Origin of the sequence: Bacillus sp. FSL R5-0576 (assembly GCF_038004765.1) — a bacterium.
Classification (GTDB): Bacteria; Bacillota; Bacilli; order Bacillales; family Bacillaceae; genus Bacillus; species Bacillus subtilis.
In genome coordinates this window covers 725,410-747,986 of record NZ_JBBORU010000001.1, presented here as the reverse complement: position 1 = coordinate 747,986, position 22,577 = coordinate 725,410, and the positions used below count along the sequence as shown (strand labels likewise).

Sequence of the window (22,577 nt, the reverse complement as noted above, 5' to 3'; positions counted from 1 at the left end):
GACCGCATGATATAATGGCAGGTGGAGGGTTGTTTATGATCAACATTACCGCAATCACAACAGAGCATCAGCTGCTGAAAAATATACCGATCGAACGAGTGGAACAGCCTGATATTGCATGGTACTGGGTTGATTTTTACGGCCCGGAGGATACGGAAACGGCGTTATTGAGAGATTTTTTTCATTTTCACCCGCTTGCCATTGAGGATTGCTTCCAGCATATGCAGCGGCCGAAGCTTGACCATTATGACGGCTATCGTTTTTACGTGATTCATGCGCTGAATAAGGAAACACTTGAGACGGAGGAAGTCGATATCTTTCAAGGCGAAAAATTTGTCGTCACCTTTCATTTACACGAAACGCCCGGTATCGCTAAAGTCCGGGAGCGTTTGTATGCTTCACCGGACATATTGAAAAAAGGGCCCGGGCATATTTCTTATATGATCATGGATCAGCTTGTTGATGAATATTTTCCTCTCGTGTATAAAATCGAAGACCGGCTGAATGAAATTGAAGAAAGCCGTCCCCACAAAACGTATGGAACGCTGATGAATGAGGTGTTTGATCTCAGAACAGACCTATTGCATTTGAGACGGACGATTATCCCGATGCGTGATTTGCTCTATCGGATTTTAAGCCTTGACCATGTGAAAGAGCAGCGGGAAACGAAAGCCTATTTCAGCGACATATATGATCATTTGTTAAAGTTGTCTGAAATTGTGGAATCCAACCGTGACATGACGTCCGACTTGCGTGACAGCTACGTGACGCTAAACTCAAACCGGATGAATGCGATTATGATGACACTGACGATCGTATCAACCATTTTCATCCCGCTCACCTTTATTGCCGGTGTATACGGTATGAACTTCGACTTTATGCCGGAGCTGCATTGGAAATACGGATATTTCGCTGTACTTGGCCTGATGGCCGCGCTTGTGATTGGAATGCTGATTTGGTTTGTACATAAAGGATGGTTCAATATTTTTAAATGAGGACAGCGAGCAGCTGTTCTTTTTTGTTGTAAGCCGATCGCTATGCATATTCTGTTCATATTGTTTATAATGGAAAAAATATTCAGGGAGTGATTAGATTGAAAATTGCTGTCATCGGACTCGGCAATATGGGACAGCCCATTGCCCGAAATGTTCTTCAAGCAGGCTACGAATTGACTGTCTATAACCGGACGAAACAAAAGACAGAAGACCTTGTCACAGAAGGCGCACAGGCAGCTGATACGCCACGGCTGGCGGCAAAATCCGCTGATATTGTCATCACAATGCTTGCAGATGATGATTCAGTCAGCACCGTGACATTCGGAGAAGACGGGCTGCTTGAAGGATTAGCAGAGAACGGCATTCACATCTCGATGAGCACAATCAGTGTTGAGTTCTCAGAAAAGCTCGCAGCGGCTCATGCAGAGAAAGGACAATTTTTTCTCGCCGCTCCTGTCCTTGGCAGACCGGATGCCGCAGCCAAAGCCGCGCTCCGTATCATAACAGCCGGACCGGCGGAAGCAAAGCAAGCTGCCAAGCCTCTGTTCGACAGCCTGAGCCAGCAGGTATTTGACGTCGGCGAAGAAAGCAAGACGGCAAATGCAGCCAAAATCAGCATCAATTTCTTGCTTGTGTCCATGCTGGAGGCGTTATCTGAATCCTTTTTAATGATGGAGAAATACGGCTTAGAACAAAAACAATTTTTAGAGATCGCCAGCGCGCTCTTTGGTTCTCCAGTCTATCAAAATTACGGAACCATTATGGCCGAGCAGAAATTTGAGCCGGCCGGCTTCAAAATGTCTTTAGGGCTGAAGGATACCAACCTGGCACTCGCCGCCGCAAAACGGGTTTCTGCAAATCTTCCTCTTGCCGAGCTGGCCAAGAGCCATTTTGAAAGCGGGATTGAACAGGGCTTCGGAGATCTGGATTGGGCCACACTGATTAAATGTATAAAATAAAGAAAAGCCTCTCCATTTCAGGAGAGGCTCTTCTCATTACAAGGACGGCATCTTCATTTCTTTCTCAAACATCAGATCATCAATGCTTTTAAATGTGTAGCCCTGTTTTTTCAGATCTGTAATCGCGTCATCCAGCGCTTCTGCATTGTCCCTTGATACGGTGTGCAGCAGGTAAATGGCTCCCGGGTGCGCCTGCTTGATCATATGATCGTAGGCATATTTCTTCCCCTTTTGGTTGTTGATTTTCCAATCAACAAAAGCGACCGACCAGAAAACGGTTTGATAGCCGAGGCGTTTCGTTTCTTTCAGTACGTACTCACTGAACACGCCGCGCGGCGGACGCAAGTACAGGTTGTCCTGCTTTCCCGTAATTTTATAAACCTCTTCGTTGACTGAATCAAGTTCATCCTGAATCTGATCAGCTGTTTTTGTCGTTAAATCCGGATGGTGAAAGGAATGGTTGCCGATAATATGGCCCTCATCTGACATTCGTTTGATCAGCTGAGGCTGGTCCTTTACGAAATGCCCGGTGACAAAAAACGTTCCTGTTACGCGATGTTTTTTTAAGACATCAAGCACTTTTGGCGTATAGCCATTTTCATATCCGTTATCAAACGTTAAGTAAATCGTTTTTTCCTTTGTATTCCCTAAATAAAACGCGTCATATTTTTCAATTAAACTGTTCAGCTGCTTCCCGGCATCTGGCGGCTGATGATTGACACTTCGTTTAAAGCCCCAATTAATCGGCTCATTCGGCACCGCTTCCGCCTGTGCTGCACCTCCGGCAAGCAATACGGCGGCGCAGCATATTGAACACATCCACTTCATGGCCAGCGCTCCTTCTGCATTTTTTCTTATTTTACAGATAGGGGCTTTGTTTTATACTGTTGCTTTATGCCAATAAAAAAACCGCAGCGGGCGCGCGGTTTTATTCCCAATCTTTTTTAAAACGTTCGTATTTGGCTTCCAGGTCATCAAGCATGCTGATGAGCCTGTCTATATCTTCAACGTCGGTTGCTTCAGGGTCTAATGAATCGATGACGTTCATAAACATGTCAAGTCTGTTCTTTAAATAATCAATCTGCTGATCTTTATTGTTTACGGCGTTCCCCATTCTGTTCCTCCATTCATTTTTTATTATGGTAGCTCATTTTTTGCCGTTTTTCAATCGCCGCGCTACTTGCGATCTTGGCAAATCAGGTCTAAAATTAACTGTTGGCAGCGTTAGTATGCCCATTTATAAAGGAGTTAGATAGTCATGACACAAAACACGAAGCTGCGTCCGATTACGCCCGAGTTTGACCCTTGGGAAGCCTATATGGATGTTGACCAATACGGAGACATGCAGCTGACAAACGTTGAATTCACAACGACGACACTGTGCAATATGAGATGCGAGCATTGTGCTGTAGGCTATACATTGCAGCCTAAAGACCCGAATGCTCTGCCAATAGATCTTCTGTTAAAACGGCTGGAGGAAATCCCGCGCCTCAGATCCATCAGCATCACAGGCGGAGAGCCGATGCTTTCGTTGAAATCAGTAAAAGAATATGTTGTTCCTTTATTGAAATATGCCCATGAACGGGGTGTGCGGACACAAATTAATTCAAATCTGACCCTCGACATCGAGCGGTACGAATGGATCATTCCGTATCTCGATGTGCTACATATTTCTCATAACTGGGGTACAGTTGAAGATTTTGCTGAAATCGGCTTTGCCATGATGGACAGAAAACCGACCTTCGAACAGCGCGCGCGCTATTTTGAAAAAATGATCGAAAACAGCCGCACGCTCGTGGATGCCGGAGTAATGGTATCTGCGGAAACGATGCTGAACAAACGAACACTTCCGCATATTGAGCATATTCACCGCCAAATCACAGAAGATATGAAATGTCAGCGTCACGAGGTCCACCCAATGTATCCAAGCGATTTCGCAAGCGCTCTTGAATCCCTCAGCCTGAAAGAGATGAGACAGGCCATTCACCGCTTGCTGGATATTCGTGATGAAAATACGTGGATGCTGTTCGGAACGCTGCCGTTTTATGCCTGCAGTCCGGACGAAGACGACCAAAAGCTGCTTCGCCGGCTTCGCGCGGCGAAAAACGTCACAGTGCGAAATGACCCTGACGGCCGATCCCGCCTGAATGTGAACATTTTCGACGGAAACATTATCGTGACCGATTTCGGTGATACCCCGCCGCTTGGCAACATTCAGACGGACAGCCTCCCTTCCGCCTATGAAAAGTGGAGAGAGACCAAGCTTGCGAAGGAACTAAGTTGCCACTGCCCGAATGTCCGGTGCCTCGGACCGAATGTTCTTGTCAAAAACAGTTATTATCAGGATACAGACTTCACAAAACGTCAAGCCAGGAGTTAGATGCGGATGAAAGAAACACTTACGGAGATTTTTCAAAATAAAATCGTCGATATTCTCCTCGTTGCCGTTATCCTTTGGATCGGTGTCTTTATCATCAACCGGCTGGTACAGCTATTTTTTAAACGGACGGATTTTATTGAAGAAAAAAAGGAAAAAACGATTGAAAGCCTTGTCCGTTCTGTCACCCAGTATACGGCGACAATTGGTTTTATCTTTTACGTTATTTCTTTATTTGTGCATGATTTCGGCAAGATATTGGCCGGGGCGGGCGTAGCAGGTATCGTGATCGGTTTTGGCGCCCAATCGCTGATCAAAGATGTGCTGGCTGGTGTGTTCTTAATATATGAACGCCAGCTGCACAAAGGCGATTATGTCACCGTCAACAACTTGTTCAACGGGACAGTGGAGGAAATCGGCCTCCGCTCGCTGCAAATCCGGGAATGGAGCGGGAAGCTGCTCACCATCAGCAACGGCGAGGTCAGACAAATAGAGAACTATAATATTGATTTTATGCGGATTACCGAATCCTTTCTTATCAGCTTTAAAGAAGATCCGGACCGCGTGTACAGCGTGTTGGAAGAGGCATGTGACATGCTGAATGAAGAGCTTCGTGATTCATTGAAGCGGGATGAATTCGGCAATCCGACAGAACCGTTTCAAATCCACGGCATCACCGCATTGAATAAAATCAATCGCGGCGTCGAATTTACGGTTAAAGGCATGGTGAAAGATGATGATTATTTCAGTGCCAGCCTTGCAGTAAGACGGGTTCTCGTTCGCCAGCTCTACCAAAACAATGTGCAAATGCTTGAGGAAGCGGTCCGAATTGAGAGAACCCAATAAACAAAAAAACTGATTCCGAGTTGGAATCAGTTTTTTATTTATCTTGGCAGTGAGGAAAGCTGAAAGCCAAATGTGACATGATCTTGAACCGGAATCCAGGCGCCGATTCCCTGTGACGTGACATTTTTCACGACGAGTTTTCGTTTATTTCCTTTCAGCACTAAGTACACTTCTCCGTAAGTCACTTTTCCTTTTTCATTCACAGCCGGTGCATATGCATGTAGATAACCGATTTTTTTAGGAGCGACTTTATAAATCTGATCCCGTTTTGTGCCAGCCCCGATGACCGTCTCAAATGCAAGCGGAAGGTTCGTTTTCTTCATTGCTTTTTGCATCATCATGCTTTTGACATCTTCAGCATTTGGAACTTTAGCTGTCAAGCCGCCCTTCACTCTGTACTGCTGTTCCTGGGCATAATGCATTTCAGCAGTTTCTTTCCCGCCGCGGTTATCCGCACGGTTTGTATTGATTTTTTTATATTCCCAGTTTGCGACTGTTTCATTTGATTCATAGCCGAGCGCCCATTTCCCGAGAAATATTGTCGCCCGGTACCCTACTGCAAGCGGTGTGCCGGATATGTTGGATTCATTCAGCATTTTGATGAGATGCGGATTTTCAATCTTTACCTCAGAATGATCGAGCAATTCCTTTGCCAGCTTGCTCGGCTGAAGCATTGGCTGATCCTGTGAAGCATTCGGATACGTGTTTTCCTTTGAAATGCTTGCGACAGAATTAGGAACCTTAAACTGCTTTTTCGCGTGGATGGGCTGAACGCCGAAAAAACTAAAGAATAACAACACAATAAGTGTGGAATGAAATAGCTTTTTCATCATATCACTCTTTCTATGGCATTTTCCCTTAGTCTTTTCATCCCGCTTTGTTGTTATCCATCATTTTTTCAGGTTAAAGAAGGAAAAAGCCGATCGCCATAATGACATATGCAGCAAGCAGTGTCGCCCCTTCAAACCAGTTGGAATCCCCGTCATTCGAAATCGCGATCATCAAGAGAACCGCTGATACCATCGCGACGAGCTCCGGCAATGTAAATACAAGCGGCATGCTTGTCGGAAAAAAGATAGAACAGATGACGAGAACCGGTGCAACAAACATAGCGATCTGCAGCGTAGAGCCGACTGCAATTTCAACCGCAATGTCCATTTTATTTTTGAAGGCCATAATAATCGCTGACGCGTGCTCCGCCGCATTTCCTACAATCGCCACGATGATGACCCCGATAAACAGCTCGCTCCAGCCGAACTGTTCAGCCACCGAGTGAAAGGTATGGACCAGGTTTTCGGATATGTATGCAACCACAATCGTTGCCGCAAACAAGACAATCGTCGCAACCTTCCCTGACCATTCCGGCTCTTCCTCTTCTTCAGTCTGAGCCGCATTATTCGGCTGATAAACGCCCCGATGCGTGACAAGTTTAAAGTACAGCGCCGCGACATATAACAGAATCATAATGATGCTGATGCCGATGCTTAAATTGAGCTTGCTGGCGTTTCCCATACCAACAGAGAATACCTCCGGAATCACAAAGGCGACAATGATGGCAAAAATCAGAAGCCCGGAATTATGGCGGGCATCATGGATATTAAATTCCTGCCGCTTATATTTTAAACCGCCGACAAAAAACGATAGGCCCGCTACCAGCAGCAGGTTCCCCAGCACTGAACCGGTTAAAGAGGCAAGCACGATTCCTGTCAGGCCTTCTTTTAATGCAAAAAGGGAAATAATCAGCTCCACCGCATTCCCGAAGGTGGCATTCAACAAACCGCCGATACGCGGTCCTGCAATAATGGACAGTGATTCTGTCGCCCTCCCCATATAGCTTGCAAGCGCGATAATCGTCACGCAATAAACGGCAAATAGAACCGCGGAAGGCCAATGCATCAAACTGCCAATCACAGAAAGCGGAACACCGGCCGCCACTAAAATAAAAAAGATACGATTCATGGTGAAATAGCTCCTTTTTTATGACTTGTTTTATTTTTATTCTTCACAAAAACCTTCATGATTACACGAGGGCAAATGTATAGCGTGATATAGGCTTTTTTCAGGTTGCCTGCTTTTGGAAAACATTGTACGATCAACATAGATTCCACATAAGGAGAACTGACACGATGTCACGATTTCATTTCTTTATCCTTGTCTTGCTCGTTTCCATTTCCGGGTTTTCACAAGGCATGCTGCTGCCTGTCATTTCAATCATTTTTGAAACAAATGGAGAATCCGCTGCTATCAACGGCCTGCACGCGACCGGGCTGTATATCGGTGTGCTTTTGGCTTCGCCGTTTATGGAAGCACCGCTCAGAAAGCTCGGGTTCAAGCCGCTGATCGTCATGGGCGGAAGCATTGTCATTTTAAGCTTATTCGGATTTATTTGGCTTCAGTCAGTTTGGGTCTGGTTCCTGCTTCGCCTGTTCATTGGAATCGGCGACCACATGCTTCACTTTTCTACGCAAACGTGGGTGACCTCCATGTCATCAAAACAAAATCGCGGAAGAAACCTGTCTATTTACGGGCTTTCCTTTGGCCTTGGCTTTGCCGCAGGCCCGTTCATGGTGCCGCTTGTCAAGCTGAGTCCGTCGCTTCCTTTTATCGTGTCCGGCTGCATCAGTCTGTTTGCGTGGCTTTTTGTTTTCTTTCTACAAAATGCATACCCGGAAACCAGTCCTCATGAAACCAAATCAGACAATAGTTTCAGGCGATTTTATCAGGCCATGCTGTTTGGGTGGGTTGCCTTTATGCCTACATTTGGCTATGGCTTTTTGGAAACGGCGCTGAACGGAAGCTTTCCGGTGTACGCGCTCCGTTTGGGGATATCAGTAGACGCAGTAGCGATCATCCTTCCCGCATTTGCGATTGGAAGCATTATTTTTCAGTTTCCGCTCGGCATCCTCAGCGATAGATACGGCAGGCGGAATGTGCTGCTGGTGATTTTGCTGACTGGGGCTCTTTGCTTTTTCATCGCCGGTGTATTTCCTTCGCCTTACGTGATCGGCGGCTGCTTTTTTATTGCAGGAATGGCAGTCGGATCAACCTTTACACTTGGCATCAGCTATATGACAGATCTTCTCCCGCCTCACCTCCTGCCGGCGGGAAACCTGCTTTGCGGCATTACATTCAGTCTCGGCAGCATCCTCGGCCCGGTTGCCGGCGGCTGGTATATGCAGACATTTGAAAGCGCAAACTTGTTCTACTTCATTACTCTCACGCTTAGCGCTGTGTGGCTGGCCCTTGTGCTGGGCAAACCGAAAAGCTGGTCACCGGCTGAAACCTATTCTTCATCTTCTTAATCAAAAAGCCTCCCGACATCATGTCAGGAGGCTTTTATGCTAATGGTAGCCGTTTTGTCCGTTGGCGCTTCCGCTTGTTTTATTGCTCGATTTGCTTTTCGAATTTTGTTTGTTATGGCTTCCGCCTTTTTTCGTATGCTTGGTCATCACGATATCCCCCCGACTTCTTTTTGAACCGAAGTTCGTTTATAGGGTGCGCTAATGGTAGGGATTTTCATCAGGAAGCTTTTTACGTTTATGTAAAAGAGCGTTGATTTCTCCGCCTAGGATAATTAAAATGCCGCTCAAGTAAAACCAAATCATCAGAACGATGATTCCCCCGATGCTCCCGTAAGTGGCGCTATAGTTCGCAAACGTGCTGACGTAAAACGAAAACAGTGTGCTGACAATAATCCAGCCGATGGTCGCAAAGACCGCACCCGGCATGACAAACCGGAGAGACAGCTTTTTGTTCGGCGCAATCACATACAGCGCGGAAAAAACAATCAAAAGCACAAGCGGGCTGACACCCCAGCGAATGGCGGCCCAGACGGATAAAAACAGATCCGATGCGCCGACAAAGTCAGAAGCGAGCCTTCCAATCTCCCTGCCAAATACCGGCAGAAGCAAAGCCACTAAAATCGTAAATACCATGGCAATCGTCAAAAAAATAGAGGTTAGACGAACAATGATAAAAGAGCGGTTTTCTTCCACATCATACGCGTGGTTCAGCGACCGGACGATCGCGTTCATTCCATTAGACGCAGACCATAATGCGGCGATAATCCCGAATGACAGCAAACCGCCATTTCGATTATTTAAGGTTTGATGGGTAATGGATTCAACGAGTGACATCGCACTGGCGGGAGCATATTGTTCTATGACTCCTAAAACATCATCGGTAGAAAGCGGAAGATACGCGGTGAGCGTCAGCATAAAAATCAAAAACGGAAACAGTGACAATAGAAAAAAATACGCCAGCTCCGCTGATTTACTTTGTCCTTCATGAAGGGTGTATCTGCTGAAAAGCTCTTTCAAAAAACTCATGTCGTCTCACCTCGCATGTTTGATCATTTTTTTGAAAAATGCTCTTTCGTTTCTTGCACGAGTTCCATCACTTGCGGCGTTGTTTTCTTCAGCTCTTTCACCTGCTGGTTCACAAAGTCGACTTCCTTTGAAAGCGTTCGGGCGAGCTTTTTGGCCTCATCCACTTTTGTGATGACAGTGTTTTTTAACAGCTCTGGGTTGCTTTTGTACAGTGAAAGTTTATGCTTGCATGTCAGCCATCTCATCCCGCACGCCTGTCTTGTCGGCTTATGGAGCAGTGATAACGCCGCGCCTGCCGCAGCTCCGAGAAATATCCCTTTCAGCATTAAACGTTCGTTGTTCATGCAAATTCTCCTTTCACTCACAATTGTTTTTCTTTTTGAATGGATGCAAGCAACTGCTCACAGCCCGTTTTGATTAATTGGCAGACCTCTTCAAAGTTCCCTGTGTAGTAAGGATCGGGTACGTCAGCCAGATCTGAATCTTCAACATAGTCCAAGAGCCTTTTGATATGCGAGGTGTTTTTAAAACCCGCCATGCTTCTGAGGCTCCCGATATTTTCTGCGTCCATCGCAATGATGTAATCAAAATCGTCCAGATCCTGTTCGCTGACTTGACGCGCCAGCATGCCATCAAAGCTGATTCCTTCTCTGCGCAATATCTCCTGCGTTCCCTCATGCGGGGGGTTGCCGATGTGCCAGCCGCCAATACCGGCTGAGTCCGCCTTGATTTTCCCCTCTAATCCTTTTTTGGCTGCCAGGTCCCGAAAAATCGCTTCCGCCATCGGAGACCGGCAAATGTTACCTAAACAAACAAATAACACGCTTATCATGATGTGCAACCTCCCTATTCTTTGCCCCTATTTCTCTAAAAAGAAACCTTCATGAATATCTTAGTAGGATGTTCATTTCCTTTTCAACTGATGTCTTCACTTTTTTGGAATTAAAAGCCTGCTTTTAGAATAGGGTTTTTTTCTGATGGAATTCTGTTAGAATAAAACATACCTATATTGCGCATAGAAAGGATGGAACCATTTGTCCAGCCCAAATACAGAAACATTAACTCAAATGATTGAAGAGATTTCCCAAAAGCTGAACATGCTGAACGTCGGCGTAATCAAAGCGGAGGATTTCAGTGATGAGAAGATTGAAGACCTCACGTACCTTCACAGCATGGTGATGAAAAAAGAATCATTCAGCCCAAGTGAAATGCAGGCAATTGCTCAAGAATTAGCCTCGCTTCGTAAATAATGGAGACTGGCCGGAAACTCGGCGAGTCTTTTTTATCATTTCCTCAAACCAAAACAGTAAAGTGTTCGAATAAGATCTGAAGGAGTACAAGCATGCAAACGACATCTATCAAAACAGCATCCGGAATGTATATCAACTACTTCTTTCTGGGGATGGTCAACATTATTCTCGCATCCAATATGTCCTCATTAACAAAACAGTGGAATACCGATCCGACCGGCATCAGTTATGTCATTGCCGCTATCGGGTTTGGCAAACTGCTGACATACGGCATTTCCGGAGTTCTATCAGATAAAATCGGCAGAAAGCCGCTTGTTGTCGCTTCTGCGGGAATTATGGCCGTCTTTTTAGTCGGTATTCCTTTATCACCGAGCTATGAACTGGCGTTTGTGTTCGCTTTATTAGCCGGAGTCGCTAATTCAGCCATGGATGCCGGAACATATCCGGCCCTAACCGAGCTCTTTCCGTCTGCTTCCGGTTCGGCGAATGTCTTGGTCAAAGCCTTTATGTCTGTCGGGGCCGCACTTTTGCCGCTTTTGATCACATTTTTAGCAGACCACAGCATGTTTTACGGATTTGCTTTTTATCTGCCGGCAGCGGTCTATCTCCTGAATATTATTTATTTATCAACGCTTTCGTTTCCTAAAAAACATAAGAAACCAACTAATAGCGGCCAACAGGAATCTCCCGTTTTCTTGTCTGAACCCGTTTTTCAGAAGGAAGGCACCGCACTGATTATCATCGGTTTTACATCCACGGCTTTATTTACGGTTTCTCAAATCTGGCTCCCGAGCTACGCGCAAAAGGCAGCCGGTTTAGCTGAATCAGCATCTGTACAATTGCTGAGCTATTATAGTATAGGATCTCTGGCATCTGTTTTATTATTAGCCGTTTTGCTGAATAGATGGGTCAAACCTGTCTTCATAACGCTCTTATATCCTATTATTACTTTATGTACGCTCGCAGTCATGCTGACCGTTCATATCCCAGTTGTGCTGGACATCACTGCCTTTTTCTTAGGCTTTTCAACTGCGGGTGTGTTTCAAATTACCATTACGTTAATGACAGAGCTTTTCTGGAAGCGAAAAGGAACCGTTACCGGAATTGTAGCGACCGCTTCAAGCCTTGCATCGATTCTGCTGCCGATTGCAACAGGGCTTATCGCAAAAGCGGGGGGCATCGCCCATATTTTCATATTCGACTTCGGCATTGCGGTCATCGGAACGGCTGCAGCTGCTTTCTTGTATTACAGGTACAAGAAACTGACAGGTGCTCAAGCCTAAGCAACAAAAAAACGGACGCCCAAGAGCGTCCGTTTTTTCTTATTTCTCAAGCAATGCCAATGACTCGCGGTTAAATGCCGGTATATCGTCCGGTGTGCGGCTAGTGACCAATTGATCCTGGCAAACAACCACTTCCTTGTCCACAACGTCGGCACCGGCGTTTTCCATGTCAACACGAATGGACGTATAGCCCGTCGCTTTTCGGCCGTCGAGCGCTTTCGCATTGATTAAAAGCTGCGGGCCGTGGCAAATGGCGAATACCGGTTTTTTGTCAGTCATAAACGCTTTTGTAAATTGGACGAAACGATCGTCAGCGCGAAGCTGGTCTGGTGAAAATCCTCCGGGAATCAAAAGCGCATCAAAGTCTGAAGGGTTTACGTCGTCAATGGACGCGTCAACCGTCACTTCCGCTTTTCCCTGCTTGCCTTTTACTGTTTTTCCTTTTTCTTTTTCGATGACAGTCAGTTCATGTCCCGCTTCTTTAAAGGCTTTCGCAGGCTCAGTGTACTCGCTGTCCTCAAAATAATCTGTTAAAACCACTGCAATTTTTTTCCCCATGATTCATAACCTCCCGCTTTATATGTCTACATAAAACACTCTACCCCAGCCACACTAAAATAAACATTCCGCGATTGTGACAAACGATAAGCATAAATACCCAGTATTTGTCGCTTGATACTGCTACATAATACTCATTTTTCTCCCTTTTACAATAATCATAAAGAAACACCTACAAATAGTTACAAAATATTCTTACAATAGGAGCTGTAACACAAATTTCGTTGAAAGGTGGAGAACTGGTGAGAATACAGAAAAGACGAACACACGTCGAAAACATTCTCCGTATTCTTTTGCCCCCAATTATGATACTTAGCCTAATCCTCCCAACACCACCCATTCATGCAGAAGAAAGCGCGGCTCCTCAGGTGCATCTGAGTATTTTGGCTACGACTGATATTCATGCCAACATGATGGATTACGATTACTACAGTGACAAAGAAACGGCGGATTTCGGTCTGGCGAGAACAGCGCAATTGATCCAAAAGCACCGCGAGCAAAACCCTAACACCCTGCTTGTGGATAACGGCGACTTGATTCAAGGGAATCCGCTGGGTGAATACGCGGTGAAATATCAAAAAGACGACATTATCTCCGGCACGAAAACCCATCCGATTATCAGCGTCATGAATGCGCTGAAATACGACGCCGGAACGCTTGGCAATCATGAATTCAACTACGGGCTCGACTTTCTCGACGGCACAATCAAAGGAGCCGATTTCCCGATTGTAAATGCCAACGTCAAAACAACTAGCGGCGAAAACCGTTATACGCCGTATGTGATTAATGAAAAAACCCTCATTGATGAAAACGGTAATGAGCAGAAAGTAAAAGTCGGTTACATAGGCTTTGTCCCGCCGCAAATCATGACATGGGACAAAAAGAATCTCGAGGGGCAGGTTCAGGTGCAGGATATCGTAGAATCCGCCAATGAAACAATCCCGAAAATGAAGGCGGAAGGCGCAGATGTCATTATTGCCCTCGCCCACACCGGCATTGAAAAGCAGTCACAATCATCAGGTGCAGAAAACGCCGTATTTGACCTTGCCACCAAAACGAAAGGCATTGACGCGATTATCTCGGGCCATCAGCACGGACTCTTTCCTTCCGCCGAGTATGCGGGTGTTGCTCAGTTCAATGTGGAAAAGGGAACAATTAACGGCATTCCTGTCGTCATGCCAAGCAGCTGGGGCAAATATTTAGGCGTGATTGACCTCAAGCTTGAAAAGGCGGACGGCTCATGGAAGGTAGCAGATTCCAAAGGAAGTATTGAATCTATTGCTGGCAACGTCACATCAAGAAACGAAACCGTTACAAACACCATTCAGCAAACACACCAAAACACACTGGAGTATGTCCGAAAGCCAGTCGGCAAAACCGAAGCAGATATTAACAGCTTCTTTGCACAGGTCAAAGATGATCCTTCCATTCAGATCGTGACTGACGCGCAAAAGTGGTACGCTGAAAAAGAAATGAAGGATACCGAGTACAAGAACCTGCCGATTTTATCCGCTGGAGCGCCGTTTAAAGCAGGCGGCAGAAACGGAGCCAATTACTATACAAACATTCCAGCCGGAGATCTTGCGATTAAAAATGTCGGTGACTTGTACCTTTACGATAATACTGTTCAAATCGTCAAGCTGACAGGCAGCGAAGTGAAGGACTGGCTGGAGATGTCAGCAGGCCAATTCAATCAAATTGATCCAGCCAAAGGCGGCGATCAGGCCTTACTGAACGAGAATTTCCGCTCCTATAATTTTGATGTGATTGACGGTGTCACATATCAGGTCGATGTGACAAAACCGGCTAAATACAATGAGAACGGAAAAGTGATCAATGCGGATTCATCCCGTATCATCAATCTTTCCTATGAAGGCAAGCCGATCAGCCCAAGCCAGGAATTTCTCGTAGTCACCAATAACTATCGTGCGTCCGGAGGCGGCGGGTTCCCTCATCTGACGAGCGATAAAATTGTCCACGGCTCTGCAGTTGAAAATAGGCAGGTGCTGATGGATTACATTATTGAACAAAAAACAGTCAATCCAAAAGCAGACAACAACTGGTCAATCGCGCCTGTTTCCGGCACGAATCTGACGTTTGAATCCTCGCTTTTGGCCAAGCCATTTGCCGATAAAGCAGACGACGTCGCTTATGTAGGCAAGTCTGCGAATGAAGGCTATGGTGTGTATAAGCTGCAATTCGATGATGATTCAAATCCAGATCCTCCTAAAGACGGACTGTGGGACCTGACCGTCATGCACACCAATGATACGCACGCACATCTCGATGATGCAGCAAGACGAATGACGAAAATCAACGAAGTACGCAGCGAAACAAATCACAACATTCTCCTTGATGCGGGAGATGTGTTTTCCGGCGATCTGTATTTTACAAAATGGAACGGTTTGGCCGATCTGAAAATGATGAACATGATGGGCTATGACGCCATGACCTTCGGAAATCATGAATTTGACAAAGGCCCGACAGTGCTTTCTGATTTTCTAAGCGGAAACAGCGCAACCGTTGATCCGGCGAACCGCTATCACTTTGAAGCGCCGGAATTTCCGATTGTCAGTGCAAACGTAGATGTGTCAAATGAGCCCAAGCTGAAATCATTTGTCAAAAAGCCGCAAACCTTTACGGCAGGTGAAAAGAAAGAGGCCGGCATTCACCCTTACATTCTGTTAGACGTTGACGGGGAGAAAGTCGCCGTATTCGGCCTGACAACAGAAGATACAGCCACCACATCAAGCCCGGGCAAAAGCATCGTATTCAATGATGCCTTTGAAACAGCACAAAACACCGTCAAAGCGATTCAGGAAGAAGAAAAGGTAAATAAAATTATTGCTTTAACACATATCGGTCATAACCGTGATCTTGAGCTAGCCAAAAAAGTAAAAGGCATTGACTTGATCATCGGCGGACACACTCACACCCTCGTTGACAAAATGGAGGTCGTAAACAACGAAGAACCGACGATCGTGGCGCAGGCAAAAGAATACGGCCAATTCTTGGGGCGCGTTGATGTCGCGTTTGATGAAAATGGCGTTGTGCAAACAGACAAATCAAATCTGAGCGTGCTGCCAATTGATGAGCATACAGAAGAAAACGCAGAAGCAAAACAAGAGCTTGATCAGTTCAAAAGTGAATTAGAAGACGTGAAAAATGAAAAAGTCGGCTATACGGATGTGGCGCTTGACGGCCAGCGTGAGCATGTGCGCACGAAAGAAACGAATCTCGGAAACTTCATCGCGGACGGTATGCTGGCAAAAGCGAAAGAAGCAGCCGGCGCCAGAATAGCGATAACAAATGGCGGCGGCATCAGAGCAGGCATTGACAAAGGTGATATCACACTCGGCGAGGTGCTCAACGTGATGCCGTTCGGCAATACGCTTTACGTGGCCGATTTAACCGGAAAACAAATTAAAGAAGCCCTTGAACAAGGCCTAAGCAATGTGGAAAATGGCGGCGGCGCTTTCCCTCAGGTGGCCGGAATCGAATATACCTTTACATTAAACAACGAACCTGGACACCGTGTATTAGAAGTGAAAATTGAATCGCCTAACGGAGACAAAGTTGCTATAAATACGGATGATACCTACCGCGTGGCAACAAATAATTTTGTCGGTGCCGGAGGAGACGGATATTCTGTCTTTACAGAAGCCTCCCATGGTGAAGACCTTGGCTACGTTGATTATGAGATTTTCACCGAACAGCTGAAAAAACTAGGAAACAAGGTCTCTCCTAAAGTTGAAGGACGGATCAAAGAAGTATTCCTGCCGACAAAGCAGAAGGACGGCAGCTGGACACTTGATGAAGACAAATTTGCGATTTATGCTAAAAATGCCAACACGCCATTTGTCTATTATGGAATACATGAAGGATCTCAAGAGAAGCCTATCAATCTTAAAGTGAAAAAAGATCAGGTCAAACTTTTGAAAGAAAGAGAGTCAGATCCTTCATTGACGATGTTCAACTACTGGTACAGCATGAAGATGCCAATGGCGAACCTTAAAACCGCAGACACTGCAATCGGAATCAAGTCTACGGGAGAATTGGATGTGTCACTGTCAGATGTATATGACTTTACAGTGAAGCAAAAAGGAAAAGAAATAAAATCATTCAAGGAGCCCGTACAGCTTTCGCTTCGCATGTTTGATATTGAAGAAGCCCATAACCCTGCCATTTATCACGTCGATAGAAAAAAGAAAGCTTTCACAAAGACAGGTCACGGATCAGTCGATGATGATATGGTGACAGGATATACAAACCACTTCAGCGAATACACGATCTTAAATTCCGGTTCAAACAACAAACCGCCGGCATTCCCGTCCGACCAACCGACAGGCGGTGATGACGGCAATCATGGCGGAGGCTCCGACAAACCAGGCGGAAAACAGCCAACTGACGGAAACGGAGGAAATGATACGCCTCCCGGCACTCAACTGACTAACGGCTCTGGTGGAAACGGTTCGGGCGGATCAGGAACAGACGGTCCGGCTGGCGGCCTGCTTCCGGACACAGCCACATCCATGTACTCGATCCTGTTGGCCGGATTTCTGATTAGTGCACTCGGAACGGCAATGTACTTACATCAGAGGAGAAAACAGAATAGAGCGAATCAGGCATAAAAAAAGAGCTGCTCGCTTAGCGAGCAGCTTTCTTTATTTAAACCCACTTCACAACATCTTCAACAGCAGATCTTGTTTTCGGGCGAGGGTCTCTCACTCGATAGCCGAATGCCACCATCACAGAAATATCAAAGCTTCCGTTTTCCAGAAGGCCTTCTTCTTCAAGAATACGGTGGATGTGATCGTACTGGAAGCCTTCGATCGGGCAGGAATCAACACCGATTTGCGCAGCGGCAGTCATCATGTTGCCAAGCGCGATATAGGTTTGTTTTGATGCCCAGTCAAACAATGTTCTGTCACTTTCAAGCAAATGCAAATCGTTTTTCTGGAATTCTTCTGTTTTGCTTAAATAGCCTTCGTACACGTCTTGAGGCATTTGTTTTACTTCTTTTAAATGACGTTTGATGTAGTCCGCATTATATTTGATATCCTTCGCTGTACGCGCAAGAATCAGGACGAAATGGCTTGCGGTCGGCAGCTGCTTTTGCGCGCCCCATGTGTATTCACGAAGCTTCTCGCGGAATTCCGGATTTTGGACGACGACAAATTTCCAAGGCTCAAGGCCGAGTGAGCTCGGAGACAGTCTTCCTGTTTCTAAAATAAATTCAAAATCGCTGTCTGACACTTTTTTATTCGGGTCAAATTCCTTAGTCGCATGCCTGAAATTGTATGCATCCAGAATTTGTTTCTTTAGATCTGCCATGTAAAACACCTCTCCTTTAGGTTACTCTCATCTCTATTGTAGCCATTATGATAAAAAGTAAAAGTACGCACATTTTTGTTGGATAGTATCAATTTTGATACCAAACAAAAAAGCGCACTGCCGCAGGCAGGCGCCTCTCTCATTTCCCCCGCCGCGCAAAATCAACAAATCGGAATTTGTCGAGACGGTGTCTGCTTTCCGTATATTGAAACAAACTGGTATCCTCCAAAAAGACGTAGTTTCTCACCACGACCATATGGTCATAGCCGCGTAAATCGAGCAGCTCTCTGTCCTCGTCCGTACACGGCTCGGCGACAATTTCTTTTTGGGCGTAACTGATCGAAAGACCGAGCTCTCCTTCTATATACTCATATATGGAGTTTTCACAAATTTCTTTCGTCAGGTGAGGGACATGCTTTCTGAAAAAGTAATCCTTGTCCAAAATCACATGTTCCCCGTCAATCTTTCTAGACCTGATGACTTCCCAGATGTCGTCATCCAGATTGGCCCGGAGCTGTTTTTGGATCAGCTCTGACGGAGGCGCCAGCCCGAATTTGTGTACAGTTGTTTTCGTTTCTTTGCCAAGCGTTTGCGCGAGCTCCTTGAAGCTGACAAGGCCCGAAACGGGAAACTGCATTTTTTCACGGTTGAGCACGACGGAGCCTTTTCCCCTGATTTTCTGGATATAACCGTTTTGCGCGAGCATATGAAGCGCCTTTCGGACCGTTTCTCTTGATGTACCGTACTGTGCGGTCAACTCATGTTCAGACGGAAGAATCTCCTCCGCTTTCCATCGGCCGCCTTCAATTTGCTGTGCGATGTCTTTATAAATTGTGATGAATTTATTCACCTTCATTATGGACCACCCAGCTTAGTTTAACACGGTTTCGTTAAACGATAAACAATGGACTCATACGGGCGAAGCGTCATGTTCTGAAGCCCTTCCCTTGCTTCATCGTTCGTCAACAGCACCTCTGCCTTCCATTCGTCAGGCGCTAAAGAGTCCGGCAGTGTAAAGGCCGCCTCTGTCCCGTAAAAATTATTGATCACGAGCAGCTTTTCATTGCTGCCGTGTCTGAGATACGCAAAAATGTTCGGGTCATTCTTTGCGATTATCTCATACGTTCCCTCTGTCACAATGTCATACATTTTGCGAATCTGAATCAATTTTTGATAATGGTAAAACACCGAATTTTGATCCCTCAGCGCCGCTTCGGCATTGATTTCCCGATAGTTGCCGGCGACCGGTATCCATGGGGTGCCCGTTGTAAAACCGCCATTCGGCGTATCATCCCATTGGACAGGCGTTCTGGAATTGTCGCGGGATTTCGCCTGTAAAATGGCTGTGATCTCTTGATCTGCCATTCCTTTTTCCTTAAAGGCGTGATACATGTTCAGCGATTCGACATCCCGATAGGAGCTGATGTCCGAAAACTTCGGATTCGTCATTCCCAGCTCCTCGCCCTGATAAATATAAGGCGTGCCCTGCATCATATGAATGGCCGTAGCAAGCATTTTCGCCGATTTCACCCTATATGCGCCATCATCTCCATATCTTGATACAACGCGCGGCTGATCATGATTGCACCAGAACAGAGCGTTCCATCCCCCTCCTGCGTGCATCCCCGTTTGCCAGTCGGATAGGATCTCCTTCAGCTTCAAAAAGTCAAACGGCGCCAAGGCCCATTTTTCGCCGTTGGGATAGTCAACCTTGAGATGATGGAAGCTGAATGTCATATCAAGTTCTTTATTGTCAGGATTCGTATACCGGATGCAGTGGTCTACGGTTGTTGAAGACATCTCACCGACCGTCATGCTGTCGTAATGCGAAAACACCTTTTCGTTCATTTCATGCAGAAATTCGTGCACCCGCGGCCCATCAGTGTAAAAAGAGCGGCCGTCGCCGCCATCCTCCGCATTCGGAAAGCGCTGATCTTTAGAAATCAGGTTGATGACATCAAGCCTGAAGCCGTCTATTCCCTTTTCAAACCAAAAATGCATCATGTCATAGACATGCTTTCTGACCTCTTCATTTTCCCAATTCAAATCAGCCTGTGTCACGTCAAACAGATGCAAATAGTATTGGCCCGACGCTTCATCAAGCTCCCATGCCGAGCCGCCGAATTTCGATTCCCAGTTCGTCGGAAGAGAACCGTTTTCCTGCGGGTCTTTCCATATATAAAAATCACGATACGGGTTGTCTATGGAAGAGATCGCCTCGCGAAACCATTTGTGCTCTGTTGACGTATGATTGACAACAAGATCCATGACGACTTTCAAGTCTCTTTTATGTGCTTCGGACACTAGCCGCTCAAAATCCTCCATCGTTCCGTATTCAGGATAAATCGAGTAACAATCACGAATATCGTACCCATTATCATGCTGAGGAGAATCATAAATCGGCGTCAGCCATAGCACATCCACTTGAAGTGTTTTTAAGTAATCCAGCTTTTCAATAATGCCGTTCAAATCGCCGACACCGTTTCCCGTCGTATCGTTAAAGCTCTTCGGATAAATTTGATAAACCACAGCTTTTTTCCACCATGGCGTTTGTTCTGTTTTCATCTGTTTCCACCACCATATTTAAATTGAAAACGGGAAAAGGGAACGTTCAACACGTCCCGCTCCCCATTTGTTATTTATGTTTGAATCTCGCATACGCGTATGTTCCGGCAAACGGCACGATCAATACAATAGCCATCCCGATTGCAAACGCGCCCCAGTACTGGCTCATGATTGAGAAAATCCCCGGCACGCCGCCGACACCGACGGAGCTTGCCAGCACACCTTGAGAAGAAATATACATTCCGGCCAGGCCAGAGCTGACCATTGCAATGATAAACGGGAATCTGTATCGCAGATTCACCCCAAAGATGGCAGGCTCTGTAATGCCAAGATAAGCAGAAATCCCTGATGTGAGGGAGAGGCCTTTTTGTTTCTCATCCTTCACGATAAACATCATGGCCAGAGCCGCCGAACCTTGTGCGATATTAGAAAGCGCCAGCATCGGCCATAAAAAGGTGCCGCCGAGCTTTGATCCGATGAGCTGCAGGTCGACTGCAAGAAACGTGTGATGCATACCGGTAATCACGAGCGCTGAGTAGAAACCGCCATATAACAGACCGCCCAGTGCGGCAAAAGAACCGAACACCGAGATAAGCCCTGAAGTCAGTACATTACCGATCGCAAATGTAATCGGGCCGATAATGATAAAAGAGGCAAATCCTGTTAAGAGAAGCGTAATTGGTGCGACAACGAGCAGCTGTATGCCCTCAGGTGTGCGTTTTGTTAAAAATACCTCAATCTTCGCCAGCATATAAGAAGCAAGCAAAATTGGGAGCACCTGGCCCTGATAGCCGACTTTCTGCACCTCTAGGCCGAATAGATTCCATACCGGGATCTCTCCGCTTTGTTCTGCCGCTCCATATCCCCACGCATTCAGCAAATCAGGATGCACGAGCATAACTCCGAGCACAATGCCGAGAAGCGGATTGCCGCCGAACCGCTTGACGGCAGACCATCCGATTAACGCAGGCAAAAACGTAAAGGCCGTGCCTGCAATCAGGTTAATCATATTAGCAAGATCCGCCCACTGCGGATAAACCTGCACAATCGATTTTGTACTGAAGAAAATGCCTTCCGCCGTTAAAATGTTATTGATCCCCATTAAAAGACCCGCCGTGACAATCGCAGGCAATATTGGAATAAAAATATCTGCAAGCGTTTTCACAGCACGCTGCAAAGGATTCATATTTTTTTCTGAGGCCTTCTTCACTTCATCCTTTGTTGACTCGCCAATCCCCGTTTCCTTAACCAGTTCAGCATATACTTTATTGACAGTTCCCTGGCCGATTACGACCTGAAACTGTCCGTTTGTCGAGAATGATCCCTTTACCACATCAATTTGATCAAGCATCTCTTGGTCAACCTTGCTTTCATCTATTAAAGCAAAACGCAAACGTGTAACACAATGAGTTGCCGCTGCAATATTTTCTGCACCGCCGACTGCTTCGACAATCTGACGTGCCGATTTGTTCAGTTCCCCCATGCCAACCCCTCCGTATCCGTTTTTATAACTTGTATATACAACTTATAATCATATTGTATTCCTGTATATACAGGCAGTCAACACTTTTTTATAGCGCTTTCATCCTAGTCTGGATTATATGAAACAGACAAGGTTACCCTAAAAGTCACAAGCACTTATTGAATATGACATTAAAAAGCAGGGTGAGCCTCTATGAATAAACGCGACAAAGCGCTTCAGCTCATCAAAGAGCTTGAAGACAATCAGGACAGACCGATCTCTCCCAATTTGAAGGAAAACCTCGATAATCTGACCCAGCTTACAGAAGGTTGCTCAAACATCGTATTTAGACAATTTGACTTTGGAAATGGGCTGTGCGGATTTATTGTTTATGAAGAAACTTTGAAAAGTTAATAACAGAATCGACCATCAAAGGATCGAGAGAGGGCTTCACTGAAAGCCTCAGGGTATAATGTTCAGCGCGGCGTCTGCCCGCTAGCCGATTTCTTTCCCCGCCATACAGCTGAGGCTCTCCGTGAAGAGGGAGTGCGCCTGCCGAAAACCGTTGGTCAGACGGTCAGCATCCTCGGCGCTCTTGTTATTGGGACAGTACTGATGCG

The 22,577-nt window shown here is 46.0% G+C and carries 20 protein-coding genes and 2 pseudogenes; 10 read left to right on the top strand and 12 right to left on the bottom strand.

Annotated features, from left to right (window positions below; genetic code table 11):
• Positions 1 to 35 precede the first annotated feature (35 nt).
• Positions 36 to 995, top strand: a complete 960-nt coding sequence (gene corA, locus NX903_RS03770; RefSeq protein ID WP_003233650.1) for a magnesium/cobalt transporter CorA — start codon at positions 36 to 38, stop codon at positions 993 to 995.
• A gap of 98 nt (positions 996 to 1,093) precedes the next feature.
• Positions 1,094 to 1,954: an NAD(P)-dependent oxidoreductase gene (locus NX903_RS03765; RefSeq protein ID WP_086343575.1), complete on the top strand. Its 861-nt coding sequence runs from the start codon at positions 1,094 to 1,096 to the stop codon at positions 1,952 to 1,954.
• A gap of 36 nt (positions 1,955 to 1,990) precedes the next feature.
• Here NX903_RS03765 and pdaA read toward each other — a convergent pair whose 3' ends face one another.
• Complete coding sequence (gene pdaA / locus NX903_RS03760) at positions 1,991 to 2,782, bottom strand: delta-lactam-biosynthetic de-N-acetylase (protein WP_014479173.1); 792 nt, start codon at positions 2,780 to 2,782, stop codon at positions 1,991 to 1,993.
• A 100-nt stretch (positions 2,783 to 2,882) separates the two neighbouring features.
• Complete coding sequence (locus NX903_RS03755) at positions 2,883 to 3,068, bottom strand: SE1561 family protein (RefSeq protein WP_003223132.1); 186 nt, start codon at positions 3,066 to 3,068, stop codon at positions 2,883 to 2,885.
• A 144-nt stretch (positions 3,069 to 3,212) separates the two neighbouring features.
• Between NX903_RS03755 and yfkAB the strand changes: the two genes are divergently transcribed.
• Together yfkAB and mscC are read left to right on the top strand one after the other, a co-directional pair.
• Positions 3,213 to 4,334 carry a radical SAM/CxCxxxxC motif protein YfkAB gene (yfkAB, locus tag NX903_RS03750; RefSeq protein ID WP_003233655.1) on the top strand — a complete coding sequence of 374 codons (1,122 nt, stop codon included), beginning with the start codon at positions 3,213 to 3,215 and terminating at the stop codon, positions 4,332 to 4,334.
• Positions 4,335 to 5,177, top strand: coding sequence for a mechanosensitive ion channel protein MscC (gene mscC, locus NX903_RS03745; RefSeq protein ID WP_010886444.1), 843 nt, complete (start codon positions 4,335 to 4,337; stop codon positions 5,175 to 5,177).
• A 38-nt stretch (positions 5,178 to 5,215) separates the two neighbouring features.
• Here the strand turns inward: mscC and NX903_RS03740 are convergent, their stop codons facing one another.
• Positions 5,216 to 6,010 (bottom strand): YfkD famly protein, encoded by a 795-nt coding sequence (locus NX903_RS03740; RefSeq protein WP_003233657.1) that lies wholly within the window; start codon positions 6,008 to 6,010, stop codon positions 5,216 to 5,218.
• Positions 6,011 to 6,080: 70 nt separating this feature from the next.
• Entirely contained in the window at positions 6,081 to 7,136 is a 1,056-nt protein-coding gene (gene cax / locus NX903_RS03735; RefSeq protein ID WP_003242902.1) for a calcium/proton exchanger, read from the bottom strand.
• 167 nt (positions 7,137 to 7,303) lie between these two features.
• Here cax and NX903_RS03730 point away from each other — a divergent pair, with 167 nt between their 5' ends.
• On the top strand, positions 7,304 to 8,479 hold the full coding sequence (locus tag NX903_RS03730) for an MFS transporter (RefSeq protein WP_003233661.1): 1,176 nt from the start codon (positions 7,304 to 7,306) through the stop codon (positions 8,477 to 8,479).
• 198 nt (positions 8,480 to 8,677) lie between these two features.
• Here NX903_RS03730 and NX903_RS03725 read toward each other — a convergent pair whose 3' ends face one another.
• From NX903_RS03725 to yfkJ, 3 genes are read right to left on the bottom strand one after another with little or no spacing between them, the layout of a single operon-like run.
• Positions 8,678 to 9,505, bottom strand: a complete 828-nt coding sequence (locus NX903_RS03725; RefSeq protein ID WP_003242564.1) for a YihY family inner membrane protein — start codon at positions 9,503 to 9,505, stop codon at positions 8,678 to 8,680.
• Positions 9,506 to 9,528: 23 nt separating this feature from the next.
• Complete coding sequence (locus NX903_RS03720) at positions 9,529 to 9,849, bottom strand: hypothetical protein (RefSeq protein ID WP_003242981.1); 321 nt, start codon at positions 9,847 to 9,849, stop codon at positions 9,529 to 9,531.
• 17 nt (positions 9,850 to 9,866) lie between these two features.
• Positions 9,867 to 10,337: a protein-tyrosine-phosphatase gene (yfkJ, locus tag NX903_RS03715; protein WP_003243480.1), complete on the bottom strand. Its 471-nt coding sequence runs from the start codon at positions 10,335 to 10,337 to the stop codon at positions 9,867 to 9,869.
• A gap of 202 nt (positions 10,338 to 10,539) precedes the next feature.
• Here yfkJ and NX903_RS03710 point away from each other — a divergent pair, with 202 nt between their 5' ends.
• A complete protein-coding gene (locus tag NX903_RS03710) occupies positions 10,540 to 10,755 on the top strand; it encodes a DUF1128 domain-containing protein (protein ID WP_010330293.1) in 216 nt (71 codons plus the stop codon).
• 92 nt (positions 10,756 to 10,847) lie between these two features.
• A complete protein-coding gene (locus tag NX903_RS03705) occupies positions 10,848 to 12,038 on the top strand; it encodes an MFS transporter (protein WP_003243812.1) in 1,191 nt (396 codons plus the stop codon).
• Between the two features lie 39 nt (positions 12,039 to 12,077).
• Here NX903_RS03705 and yfkM read toward each other — a convergent pair whose 3' ends face one another.
• Complete coding sequence (yfkM, locus tag NX903_RS03700; RefSeq protein WP_043940070.1) at positions 12,078 to 12,596, bottom strand: general stress protein 18; 519 nt, start codon at positions 12,594 to 12,596, stop codon at positions 12,078 to 12,080.
• 242 nt (positions 12,597 to 12,838) lie between these two features.
• On the opposite strand from yfkM, the gene NX903_RS03695 reads away from it, so the two are divergent.
• The gene (locus tag NX903_RS03695) at positions 12,839 to 17,227 is read left to right on the top strand and encodes a multifunctional 2',3'-cyclic-nucleotide 2'-phosphodiesterase/3'-nucleotidase/5'-nucleotidase (protein ID WP_086343574.1); all 4,389 of its coding nucleotides are present in this window, start codon (positions 12,839 to 12,841) and stop codon (positions 17,225 to 17,227) included.
• Positions 17,228 to 17,264: 37 nt separating this feature from the next.
• On the opposite strand, the gene NX903_RS03690 is transcribed toward NX903_RS03695, so the two are convergent.
• The 4 genes from NX903_RS03690 to treP form a co-directional block, all read right to left on the bottom strand.
• Complete coding sequence (locus NX903_RS03690; RefSeq protein WP_014476144.1) at positions 17,265 to 17,930, bottom strand: NAD(P)H-dependent oxidoreductase; 666 nt, start codon at positions 17,928 to 17,930, stop codon at positions 17,265 to 17,267.
• Between the two features lie 139 nt (positions 17,931 to 18,069).
• A complete protein-coding gene (treR, locus tag NX903_RS03685; protein ID WP_041851175.1) occupies positions 18,070 to 18,786 on the bottom strand; it encodes a trehalose operon repressor in 717 nt (238 codons plus the stop codon).
• A gap of 20 nt (positions 18,787 to 18,806) precedes the next feature.
• On the bottom strand, positions 18,807 to 20,495 hold the full coding sequence (treC, locus tag NX903_RS03680) for an alpha,alpha-phosphotrehalase (RefSeq protein ID WP_086343573.1): 1,689 nt from the start codon (positions 20,493 to 20,495) through the stop codon (positions 18,807 to 18,809).
• A 70-nt stretch (positions 20,496 to 20,565) separates the two neighbouring features.
• A complete protein-coding gene (gene treP, locus NX903_RS03675) occupies positions 20,566 to 21,978 on the bottom strand; it encodes a PTS system trehalose-specific EIIBC component (protein ID WP_003233682.1) in 1,413 nt (470 codons plus the stop codon).
• 192 nt (positions 21,979 to 22,170) lie between these two features.
• On the opposite strand from treP, the pseudogene NX903_RS03670 reads away from it, so the two are divergent.
• Both NX903_RS03670 and NX903_RS20940 read left to right on the top strand, forming a co-directional pair.
• A pseudogene (locus tag NX903_RS03670) lies at positions 22,171 to 22,356 on the top strand (spore germination protein); the annotation flags it as partial.
• 126 nt (positions 22,357 to 22,482) lie between these two features.
• Positions 22,483 to 22,563, top strand: a pseudogene (locus NX903_RS20940) (spore germination protein); the annotation flags it as partial.
• Between the last annotated feature and the right edge of the window lie 14 nt (positions 22,564 to 22,577).